This window comes from Acinetobacter sp. C26M, from assembly GCF_023702675.1.
GTDB lineage: Bacteria > Pseudomonadota > Gammaproteobacteria > Pseudomonadales > Moraxellaceae > Acinetobacter.
In genome coordinates this window covers 1-12,014 of sequence record NZ_CP098478.1, presented here as the reverse complement: position 1 = coordinate 12,014, position 12,014 = coordinate 1, and the positions used below count along the sequence as shown (strand labels likewise).

Below are 12,014 nucleotides of genomic sequence, written 5' to 3'. Positions count from 1 at the left end.
GCGCTCACCCAATATAGTCAGATTTCGACCAAAAGAATAGCGCTTTTATATACATGCGTCGGGTTTCCATCAGTTTTAACAATCTCGATCACAGTATTCACAACTAAGACCTAGACCGACTAATTAAAAGAAGAATAAACCCGCCCACTATTCCCCACCTAAGGTGCATTCAAAATTGGTGCGATCTACAGTACAGCGGGCACGTTTAAGCACACTCATCATACTGGCATCGTAAATACCGCGTTTGGTCAATCCCATTCGCGCTTCACGCAAGATTTGCTGATAACGGGTTTTATCTTCAGTACTCAGATTCATTTTGTATTTGGCTGGTAATTCTGATTCAAGACGTTGGATCAGAGCAAAATTGGTATTGAGACGACCTAAAAACCATGCTCGGGAGCTTTGCCCAAAATTACTGGAGAATTTTTCAGGACGAATGATTAAATCCATGGTCATATTCACCGCAGGGAAAGTAATAATCGCCCCATCATTACCCAACCCTTTATGCAGTTCTAAGGGCTTATAAGCATAGGCAGGCGCAGCCATAATATCGGCCTGACCATTGTTAAACTTTTTGGCAATGTCAGATACATCAGACGGTACTGCTTGCCCGCCTAAGCTTTTAACTACAATTTTTTGTGCTTCATCATAGCCAAGAACCGCAAATTTTTTTCCTTTGATTTGCTCAATGGTATTCATTTTCTTGTCTTTGACAAAAATATAAGCCAGCCCGATTTGTGAAATGCCTGCGACCTCATAGCTTTCATTATCAACCGTGCTAATCAAACGGCGTTGATTGCGTTTGTCTAAAGCAAAACTAATTGCTTTTTGGGCAATGGCATAACTTGGAACAGCGCCAATCGCATCAATGGAGCCTGCAAACTTGTTATAACGGCGTGCACGCATTGAGGTCATATAGACCCCATCACATCTGCCTTGCTCAAAATCATTTTCAGCCAGTGCTTCGTTTTGATAACTCACCAAAAATATATCACCGCGCCATGCTTTGGCAGCTAATGCCCACTCCTCCATGGCCTTATAGGCTTCACCCGATTTACCTAATAGATCAAAAACACAAATCTTGGTCGCTGCATGTGTTTCTGTATAGCTCCCCAAAACCAGCATTGCCCCCAATGCAAGAATTCCCTTCTTCATCCTTAAATCCTATGACTCTACTTTTAATCTTGTTGCTTATTTTTTCATATTATTTAAATAATAATCTGATTCGCATCACAAAAATAGAGCTTTTACTCTATTTATTCATTAGTTGATTAACTCAATTCGAATAACTTGATCTTAAATATAAAAATTTGCATTCATGGGCGATCACCTTAAAATGCAGCTATCTATTTGCTACTTTGCATGCTCATGATCCAATTTGACCAAGTTTCATTACGCCGTGGTGGGCGAGTTCTATTCCAAAAAGCATCAATGCAGCTTCATCCAGGCTGGAAAATTGGTCTTACTGGGGTGAATGGTGCAGGTAAATCGACCCTATTCGCTGCATTTTTAGGAGACTTGGTTGCAGATGAAGGTAATCTGACGCGCCCTGCGGTGTGGACTGTGGCGCATATGGCGCAAGAAATTAAAGCCTTGGAAATGCCAGCGATTGATTTTGTGCTGTCAGGCGATGAAGAATATTGGGATATTCAAGAAAAATTAGCGCATCCAGATCAACTCAGTAATGATGACTTGGCACGACTGCATGGTCGTTTTGACGAGATTCATGGCTATGCGGCGCCTGCCAAAGCAGCACAATTGATGGCAGGTCTCGGCTTTCTCGATCATCAATTAAAATTAAATGTCGCGAGCTTCTCGGGCGGTTGGCGGATGCGTTTAAACTTGGCACGTACTTTGATGAGTCGTTCAGACCTATTGTTACTGGATGAGCCAACCAACCACTTGGACTTAGATGCAATCCTATGGTTAGAAGACTGGCTCAAAGCTTATGAAGGGACACTGGTGCTGATTTCACATGACCGTGATTTCCTTGATGCCATTACCGATCATATTCTACATATTGAAAATCAAGAACTGACCTTATATACAGGTAATTATTCCACTTTTGAAACCACTCGTAGTGAACGCTTAGCGCAACAACAGCAAGCGTTTGAAAAGCAGCAAGAAACGCGTGCCCATCTGCAAAAGTTTATTGACCGCTTTAAAGCCAAGGCCACCAAAGCCCGCCAAGCACAAAGTCGAATTAAACAGTTAGAGCGCATGCAGCAACTCGCACCAGCACATATCGATACACCATTTACCTTTAGTTTCCGTGAACCTACTAAGATGAGTTCACCGCTGCTGAGTCTGGATGCTGCTACGATTGGTTACGGCGATAAAATCATTGCTGAAAAAATTCGTCTGCAAATCACGCCAAGCTCACGTATTGGTTTACTCGGGATGAACGGTGCGGGTAAATCAACCTTAATCAAAACCCTTGTTGGTGATTTACCGCTACTTGCAGGGGAACGTAAGGCCTCTGAACTGCTCAATATTGGTTATTTTGCCCAGCATCAAATGGATGCGTTGGATGCCAATGCCAGCCCAATGCTGCAATTGGCACGTATTGCCGACAAACACATCAGTGAAGCTGCTTTACGCGCCTTTTTAGGTAGTTTTGGCTTTAGTGGCGAACGTATGGACACCCCATGTGAGAGCTTCTCTGGTGGTGAACGTGCACGTCTTGCTTTGGCACTCATCGTATGGCAGCGTCCAAACGTATTAATTCTAGATGAACCAACCAACCATTTAGACTTGGATATGCGCCTTGCACTAACCATGGCACTGCAAGACTTTGACGGTGCGGTGGTCTTGGTTTCCCACGAACGTCAATTGATTGCCAGTGTCTGTGATGATCTGCTGTTGGTTCATGCAGGGAAATGCACTGAATTTGAGGGTGACTTACAAGACTACGCCAAGTGGTTACGTGAAGCGCGCCAGCAACAGATCAATGCACAGAATGCATCACAGCAACAAAGTACAACGACCCAATCCCCTGCCGCAAAAATAGATAAAGAAGCTCAGCGTAAAGAAGCGGCCCGTCGCCGTGAAATAACCCGTCCAATTCGCAAAAATATCGAAAAAATCGAAGCTCAAATTGAAAAAGTTCAGCCACGTTTAGCCGATATTGAAAATGCCTTAGCGGATAGCGGCCTGTATGAGGCGAATCGTAAAGATGATTTGATCAAACTAATGAATGAACAAAATGAGCTCAAAGCGAAATTGGAACAGCATGAAGAGCAACTATTAGAGCTAATGATGCAATTGGAGGAGTTGGAAAGCTCTTTTGCAGATTAACTTGAATATTAATCCATACACGTCGTGATTTAGCGTGTATGGATTCATCTTACTGGGTTATTTATTTAATTTTCTTGACCTAAAAAATGCTCAGATACTTAAAAACACAATGAATATCATTAAAAGTGTCATGAATTTGTCGAGAATTTAAGATAAGGTAAAAATTAGAATTTTCTCAGAAAATTGAGCTTTAGCCTCAGGCTCGATATACTCAGCCCCCATTGTTGTAAATTTATAAGTGACCAATGAATCCTGAGGGTTAAATTCATTTCACATTTTTTGTACTTTAATTTGGTGAGTACTCTATTTTGGATCATACAAACTGAATGAATTCTTTAGATTTTATTTTTAATTTTGAACATATTCTGCCGGTCTTGGTTCAAGAGTACGGCTTATGGATCTATGCCATCCTTTTTCTGATTATTTTTTCAGAAACCGCTTTTGTTTTTATGTTCTTCTTACCTGGTGACAGTCTGTTACTCACCGTTGGTGCATTATGCTCTGTGGTTGAAATCATGCATCTTGGTTATATGATCAGCTTACTGTTCTTTGCAGCAGCATTGGGCTATATGGTGAACTACCATATTGGTCGTCATTTTGGTGATCGTATTTTTAATATGAAATCACGCTTTATTAAGCAAGAATATCTACAAAAGACCAATGTATTCTTTCTGAAACATGGCGGAAAAACCATTCTACTCGCCCGTTTTATTCCTTTTGCACGTTCATTTGCACCCTTGGCCGCGGGCTCAAGCAATATGAATTATAGCCATTTCGTTGTTTATAACATCTTGGGGGCTTTATTGTGGATCAGCGTACTGGTGACTGCTGGCTATTTATTTGGTCATGCATTAATTCAAGTGAGTGACTTTGTAGAAAGCTAACTCTCAGACTATATTGTTTGTTCTTATTCAGCAGGAAATATCTCTTTCCTGCTTTTTTTTAATCAATTTATTCCCTACTAAGTTTCACGTGGAACGTAAAAAACAATAGCAAATAGTAATGAAAATAATTATCAATAAAAATAGAATCACTGCATAAAAAATCTAATCTCAGGGACCAATGTACAAAACGGCATTGGAAGTTAGTTATGAAGCAAACCATATCTTCAGTTAAAAAAACCAATTCCCGTTGGTTCCGTATTAATTTATGGATTCACCGTTGGGTGAGTTTGGTGATCGCGATCCCTTTTGCGATTTTATCCATTACAGGGGTGATTCTGATCTTCCACGAAGAAATAGATCATGCCCTTGGTGTCGAACCTACAGCCCTACATTCTTCTTTACAACAGCAACGGCCACTAGCCGATTCAATTGCGACTGCGCAGAAGACTTACCCCAATGAGCACATTATCAGCACAGGCTATGATCCCGAACATCATCCTGGTGTACTCCTCATCGGGATGGCAAAACCTGAGCAAAGTTTTGAACAAGCACGTTGGCTATTTGCAGATATTGGTACTGCAACGCTGATTGATCGACCAAACGAACGAGATACCTTAACGGGATTTTTACTGGAATTACATGCCAATTGGTTTTTAGGTTTTATTGGACAATTGATTGGTGCACTGATTGCATTTTTAGTGTTCTTATCACTGGTTTCAGGATTAGTGGTATACGCACCTTATGTGAAAAAATTCTTTTTTGGGATTATCCGTTTTAGAAAGGGTCAACGCCTTTTACAACTGGATCTGCATAATTTGATTGGTTCAGCTGTACTCGGTTGGGCTTTGGTGGTGACGCTAACAGGCTTTTTACTGGGTTTTGGTACAGTTGCAATTGGAGTTTGGCAGATCACCGAACTGAAAACACTACAAGATAAATATCAGCATGCCCAAGTGATTCACCCTCATTTAACCATTGATCAGGTCTATGCCTCGGCTCAAAAAGGTGAAACAGATTGGCACCCCACTACTGTGTTCTATCCTAAAACTGAATACGCCACCCAAGGTCACTATATGGTGTTACTACAAGGCAATGAGGGCTTAAAAGAGAAGATGCTAAAAGTGGCATTGGTCAATGCAGAAACAGGACAAGTTGATACTGTTGAAGAATTACCAACCTATCTGAAAGCCATTTTACTGTCACAGCCATTACATTTTGGCAATTACGGTGGCATGCCATTAAAGATTTTATGGAGTCTATGTACCTTACTCACCTTATTTATCACTTTAAATGGCGCATGGTTATGGTGGGCAAAACGCCAACAAAAAGGTTTAAAAGGAGTCAACAATGCAACTGTGGAATAAGTTGAGTACTTTATGGCTACTCGCACTCTGTAGTATTTCAGGAATTGTTGGAATGCTATTGATGGACGGAATTGCGGATTATATTTTTCTCATTATCACCCTACTCCCAATCTTGATTGCAGGGTGGAGAGCTTATCTCCTACATGATCGTAAAAGATAAGCCATTATATTGAGTGCTATTGATGCCTAATTCGATTAAGCATCAATATCTGCATTTAACGCATTTTCTTCAATGAAGGCACGACGTGGTTCTACATCATCCCCCATTAAGCATGAGAACATGCGATCTGCTTCAATTGCATCATCAATGGTTACTTGCAACATATTACGGTTCTCAGGATCCATCGTGGTTTCCCAAAGTTGCTCAGCGTTCATCTCACCCAAACCTTTATAGCGTTGGATCATCATACCGCGACGAGAGTCTTGTAAAATGTGCTGCCACACTTGATGGAAGCTAGTGACCTGAATACGGCGATCACCTTTTTGTAGAAAAGCCCCTTCCTCAAGCAATTTAAACCAGCTTTTCGAGTTCTTCAGTAAACGCGCATATTCAGCAGAATTTAACAGACCTGCATCCAATAAATATGAATGCGGTAAGTTATGTACATAAACGGTGACTCGTGGCCAATAATGTGCTGATTTCTCACCTTGCGCATTTTCACGCTCAAACGCTTCTAAACTAATCTCAGGACGTAAGCTTGGTTGTAACTTTTCAATCGCAACACGTAATTGCTCAGCCCACGTTTCAACATAGTCACGTTCATGGTTGTGATCTGCTTTAAACGACTCAATCTCAAGCAAACCATCCAATAAACTTGCAGGATAACGTTGAGTTAAACGCTGTAAGCTCTTTTGCGAAACTTGATAGTCCGCAATAACCTTGGCTAATGCTTCACCTGTAATCGCTGGTGCATCCGCACTGATATGCAATGAAAGCTCATCAATGGCATTGGAAATCAAGAAGGTTTCCAGTGCATCATTGTCTTTCATATACTGCTCATGCTTACCTTTCTTCAGCTTATACAAAGGTGGCTGTGCAATATAGATATAGCCACGCTCAACCAATTCAGGCATTTGACGGAAGAAGAAGGTCAGTAACAATGTACGAATGTGTGAACCATCCACGTCCGCATCGGTCATGATGATGATTTTGTGATAACGCAACTTGTCTGGATTATATTCTTCCCGACCAATACCACAGCCCAAAGCGGTAATTAAAGTACCGACTTCTTGGCTTGAAATCATCTTGTCAAAACGCGCACGCTCAACGTTCAGAATTTTACCTTTCAACGGTAAAATTGCCTGCATCTTACGGTTACGACCTTGCTTGGCACTACCACCAGCAGAGTCACCCTCGACTAAATACAATTCAGACAATGCTGGATCTTTTTCCTGACAGTCTGCCAACTTACCTGGTAAGCCCGCAATATCCAAAGCACTCTTACGACGGGTCATTTCACGTGCTTTACGTGCTGCGTCACGCGCACGTGCTGCATCAATAATCTTGCCCGCAATCGATTTCGCCGCTTGAGGGTTTTCGAGCAAATATGCAGAAAACTCTTTGTTCATGGCTTGTTCAACCGCTGGCTTTACTTCACTCGAAACCAATTTCTCTTTTGTCTGTGAAGAGAATTTAGGATCAGGCACTTTCACTGAAATAATAGCGGTTAAGCCTTCACGCGCATCGTCACCTGTGACAGCAACTTTTTCTTTCTTCAATAAACTTTCATTTTCCATGTAGCTATTTAAGCCACGGGTCAATGCTGCACGGAAGCCTGCAAGGTGCGTACCACCATCTTTCTGTGGAATGTTGTTGGTAAAGCAACGAACATTTTCTTGATAGCTATCGTTCCACTGCAATGCAACTTCAACCCCGATGCCATTGTCTGCATCCATCGTGAAGTGGAAGATTTCATTGAGATGGGTTTTACCTTCGTTAATATATTTAACGAACTCAGATAAACCACCTTCATAATCGTAGACATGCTCAAGATTGACACGCTCATCACGCAGTACGATACGTACTCCTGCGTTAAGGAACGAAAGCTCACGTAAACGACGTGCCAAAATATCTACACTAAAAATGGTTTGGCTAAATGTCAGCTCACTTGGCCAGAAACGAACAGTTGTCCCCGATGTATCGGTTTCACCCACAACTTTTAATGAATATTGCGGATCGCCATGCGCGTATTCTTGCTCATGGATTTGACCAGCACGGTGAATGGTCAAATGCAATTTTTTAGATAAGGCATTTACAACCGATACACCTACACCGTGTAAACCACCCGAAACTTTATAGCTGTTGTCATCGAATTTACCACCCGCATGCAGGATGGTCAGAATCACTTCTGCCGCAGACACCCCTTCTTCAGGATGAATATCGGTTGGAATTCCACGACCGTTATCCGAAACGCTCACCGACTCATCTTCGTGAATGGTTACGATGATCTCGTCACAGTGTCCTGCTAAAGCTTCATCGATGGCGTTATCCACCACCTCAAACACCATATGATGTAAACCTGTACCATCATCAGTGTCACCGATGTACATGCCAGGACGTTTACGAACCGCGTCTAATCCACGTAATACTTTAATACTAGAGGAATCATAAGCCTTTTCATTTGTTTGTTCTGTTTGAGAGACTGATTGAGACTCTGAACTCATGGTTACTCCCTAGTAAATTCTAATCTATCCAAAAAAGAGGAAATAAAATTATGGCGCAGCGAGATGAACTTGGCCGTGAACAACGTGGAATAATTGAAAAGGAATCGACAAATCATGTAAGTGTTTTAATACCGACGTATGGTCTAAAGTGGTCATAAAAACTTGACTCCCCAATTGACTCAGTCGCTCAATTAAACGTTGTTGTGCAGCTAAATCTAACTCTGCTGTCAGATCATCTAATAATACCACAGTTTCCTTGTTACTCGCATGCAGCATTGCAATTTGTGACAGTTTTAATGCCATGATTAACAACTTTTTTTGTCCACGAGATAACACATCATCTGCATTACCAAACGGTGTTTTTAAGCGTAAATCTGCACGGTGGGGGCCATATTCGGTATAGCGACGATCAATATCTCTTTGATGCTGTTGTATCAGGTCCTGCAACAAGCCTTGCTCAGTATGAAAACCAGCATTGTATTCCAGCTCAATCTCAAGATTTGGTAATAATTGGCGTAAATCTTCATGAAAGAACTGATTCCATTGCTCCACAATTCCAACACGTTGCGAGTGCAAAATTTCGCCATAATCACTGAGCATTTTGTTCCACGGCTCTAAATCAGCCAGACTGAGATTACGCCGTGTTTTGAGTAAACTATTGCGCTGTTTTAATGCCCGAGAATAATACTGCCAAGCGAAATAAAACTCAGGTTCCACGTGGAACATCAACCAATCCAACAATTGTCGTCTGGGTTTAGCGCCATGATCAATAATATCGGTACTTTGCGGATCAATATGCTGTAGAGGCAGTAATTTCGCCAATTGACCTTGTGTCGCAATGGTATCGCCATTGACTTTGATTAACTGCTCACCTGAAGCCAATTTCTGCATACCAATACGTTCACTAGCGGATTGTGCAAACACAATCGCATCACCAGCATCATATTGAATGTAATGTTTCGGAATATGGGTACGGAATGAACGCCCTGTAGCCAATAAATGGATCGATTCAAGAATTGAGGTTTTTCCAGAACCGTTGGCTCCGTAAAAAATATTAAACGGTTGCAACTCATTGAGTGCAACCGCCTTTAAATTACGTACACGTTCGATATTTAAACGCGTGATTTGCATGATTTTAAACTCAAATAATCAATGCCCGTTAAACACGCATTGGCATGACAACATAAGTTTGATCAGGATGTGCAGGATCTTGGACAAGTACAGATTGATTGGCTTCGCTCATGCTCATTTTCACATCATCGCCATCTAACACACTCAATACATCCAGGATATATTGCGCATTAAATGACATTTCTAGAGGTGCATCTTGATATTGAATTGCAATATCTTCGACCGCCTCATCCTGTTCTGGGTTATTGGCACGCAACTGCAATGAATCTTGATTAAAATTCAAGAAAACGCCACGGAGTTTCTCATTACTTAAAATCGCAACACGCTGTAAAGATTGTTTAAACACATCATGTGCAATAAAGACATGCTTATCACCATTTTTAGGAATTACACGGCGATAATCAGGGAACTTTCCATCAATTAATTTAGTCGTAAAACGAACCGTAATATCACCCTGCTCTTTATCGCGGCTTGGTGTGTTAATGGTGACATTCAATAATTCACGCCCAATCAACAGCGTCAATTGTTCATCTTCAATACTTAGCAGACGTTGTAATTCACCTACAGCCTTACGCGGAACAATAGCCTGCATTGGTGATGCTGCTGTCGATGAAGCCAACACTTCACACAAAGCTAAACGATGTCCATCAGTAGTGACTGTACGTAATTGATTTTGATCAATTTCTAGCAAGGTTCCCGTCAAATAAAAACGTACATCTTGAACTGCCATTGCAAAGGCAGTTTTTTCAAATAATCGCTTCAATTCACGCTGCGTTACCTGAACTTGTGTCCCTTGGCTATTTTCAGTGGTGAGTAATGGATAATCTTCAGCTGGAAGTGTACCCAATACGAAACGGCTATTACCTGATTTTAAAATACAGCGCTGATCTTCAGTAATTTGTAGGTCAATTAATGCCGCTGTAGGAAGAGATTTACAAATTTCGACTAATTTACGCGCAGGAACTGTGGTTTCACCCGCTTCTAAGCATGCACCTTCAGCTAACGTTGTGCTTGCAACCAATTCAACTTCTAAGTCAGAGCCCGTAATGGTTAAGGCTTGTTGTGTGGTTTGAATTTTAACGTTTGAAAGAATATTCAAAGTATGGCGACGTTCTACAGCCCCCACCACATGTGATAAAACATTGACTAAACTTTCTTTAGCGATTTTCAAACGCACGATTTTATTCCTCTTACAACAGAAGCCGATATGAATGTTAGCAGTGTACTATGCTGCACTTAAAAGCAGTTTGCAACTCTGAAAAATAGATTAACTTTGTAACAAGCGAAGTAAATTTTTATAGTCTTCATTAAAAATTGGGTCTTCTTCCCGCAGACTGACCACTTTTTCGCAGGCATGCATCACGGTGCTGTGGTCACGACCACCAAAAGCCATACCAATTTCCGGGAAACTATCCCCAGTTAATTCACGTGCAAGTCCCATTGCCAACTGACGTGGGCGTGCATAAATACGAGTACGTTTTGGCCCAATCAGTTCTTTTAATGGGATTCGGAAGTATTCACTGACCACTCGCTGGATATTTTCCACACTAATGGTTCGTGCACGAATCGCCAACACATCTTTTAGAGATTCTCTGACGACATCTAAATCAATCGCGGTGCCTTTAAAACGTGAAATCGCCACGACTTTGTTCAATGCACCTTCAAGCTCACGTACATTCGCGACCACTTGCTGTGCAATAAATAAAGCACAATTTCGCGGTAATTCCACACCACTATTTTCCGCTTTTTTCAACAAAATTTCGATACGAGTTTCAATATCTGGTGGTTCAACCCCCACTGACAACCCCCACGAAAAGCGAGAAACCAAACGTGGATCAAGCTCGGTGAGTTCTTTTGGATAACGATCCGATGTTAAAATAATTTGTTTAGACTCATCAAGTAAGGCATTGAAAGTATAGAAGAACTCAACAAGACTAGCTTCTTTACCAGCCAATAAATGAATATCGTCGACCAATAACAAATCTAAAGAGCGGCAATTTTTCTTAAACTCTTCTACCTTGCCTTTTTGTAATGAACTGACAAAGTCTTGTACAAAACTTTCCGAGGTCATATACATCACTCTTGCATTTGGTTTGGCTTGTAACAGTGCATTGCCGACTGCTTGCATTAAGTGAGTTTTACCTAGACCTGTAGGACCATACAAGAATAAAGGGTTGTGTTGAGAAGCGCCTAACTGCGTTAAAACCTTACGACAAGTTTCAGCCGCCATCTGGTTAGAACGACCTTCCACAAATAAAGAGAACGTAAATAGAGGATTTAGCTGTCTTTTTTTCGGTATTTTAGTGACATTCTGACTTGGCTGTACCAAATCAGATTCTTTCTTAACTTTTACTGGAGCTGAAATAGGGATATTTGAGCTACTAGTTAAAGCAGCAGTCGTGGTAGCAGGTTGCTCATGAGACGACAGAATCGTCCCAGGACGAGAATCAACCAGAATCTCAACCTGACGCACACGGCCTTCAGACAATTGTTCCGCAAGAATTGAAATCAGTTCTAAATGATTATCTTGAATATAACGAGTCCAATAAGGGTTAGGTGCATATAAACGCATCACACCATCAACCTCTTCAGCAACCAAAGGACGAATCCACATCGCAAAGACGTTATCAGATAGCTCTTGTCGCAAGCGAGTTAAGCAGTCTGTCCAGAGCAT

Annotated in this window: 9 protein-coding genes; 4 read left to right on the top strand and 5 right to left on the bottom strand. The window is 41.4% G+C overall.

The genetic code is table 11. The features are described 5' to 3' along the window. Positions 1-147: 147 nt before the first annotated feature. Positions 148-1,155, bottom strand: a complete 1,008-nt coding sequence (locus NDN11_RS00045) for a putative solute-binding protein (RefSeq protein ID WP_251110417.1) — start codon at positions 1,153-1,155, stop codon at positions 148-150. Positions 1,156-1,368: 213 nt separating this feature from the next. Between NDN11_RS00045 and NDN11_RS00040 the strand changes: the two genes are divergently transcribed. The 4 genes from NDN11_RS00040 (at position 1,369) to NDN11_RS00025 (ending at position 5,705) form a co-directional block, all read left to right on the top strand. Further along, on the top strand, positions 1,369-3,297 hold the full coding sequence (locus NDN11_RS00040) for an ATP-binding cassette domain-containing protein (RefSeq protein WP_251111571.1): 1,929 nt from the start codon (positions 1,369-1,371) through the stop codon (positions 3,295-3,297). Between the two features lie 326 nt (positions 3,298-3,623). Beyond that, a complete protein-coding gene (locus NDN11_RS00035; protein ID WP_167251595.1) occupies positions 3,624-4,181 on the top strand; it encodes a VTT domain-containing protein in 558 nt (185 codons plus the stop codon). Positions 4,182-4,387: 206 nt separating this feature from the next. Continuing rightward, entirely contained in the window at positions 4,388-5,545 is a 1,158-nt protein-coding gene (locus NDN11_RS00030) for a PepSY-associated TM helix domain-containing protein (RefSeq protein ID WP_251110416.1), read from the top strand. Continuing rightward, positions 5,529-5,705, top strand: coding sequence for a hypothetical protein (locus tag NDN11_RS00025; RefSeq protein ID WP_251110415.1), 177 nt, complete (start codon positions 5,529-5,531; stop codon positions 5,703-5,705). The genes NDN11_RS00030 and NDN11_RS00025 overlap by 17 nt, the downstream gene beginning before the upstream one ends. Before the next feature lie 35 nt (positions 5,706-5,740). Here the strand turns inward: NDN11_RS00025 and gyrB are convergent, their stop codons facing one another. The 4 genes from gyrB to dnaA form a co-directional block, all read right to left on the bottom strand. After that, positions 5,741-8,209: a DNA topoisomerase (ATP-hydrolyzing) subunit B gene (gene gyrB, locus NDN11_RS00020; RefSeq protein WP_251110414.1), complete on the bottom strand. Its 2,469-nt coding sequence runs from the start codon at positions 8,207-8,209 to the stop codon at positions 5,741-5,743. A 48-nt stretch (positions 8,210-8,257) separates the two neighbouring features. After that, positions 8,258-9,340, bottom strand: a complete 1,083-nt coding sequence (gene recF / locus NDN11_RS00015) for a DNA replication/repair protein RecF (RefSeq protein WP_167251587.1) — start codon at positions 9,338-9,340, stop codon at positions 8,258-8,260. 28 nt (positions 9,341-9,368) lie between these two features. After that, on the bottom strand, positions 9,369-10,517 hold the full coding sequence (dnaN, locus tag NDN11_RS00010; protein ID WP_167251585.1) for a DNA polymerase III subunit beta: 1,149 nt from the start codon (positions 10,515-10,517) through the stop codon (positions 9,369-9,371). Between the two features lie 90 nt (positions 10,518-10,607). Further along, on the bottom strand, positions 10,608-12,014 hold the full coding sequence (gene dnaA, locus NDN11_RS00005) for a chromosomal replication initiator protein DnaA (RefSeq protein ID WP_167251583.1): 1,407 nt from the start codon (positions 12,012-12,014) through the stop codon (positions 10,608-10,610).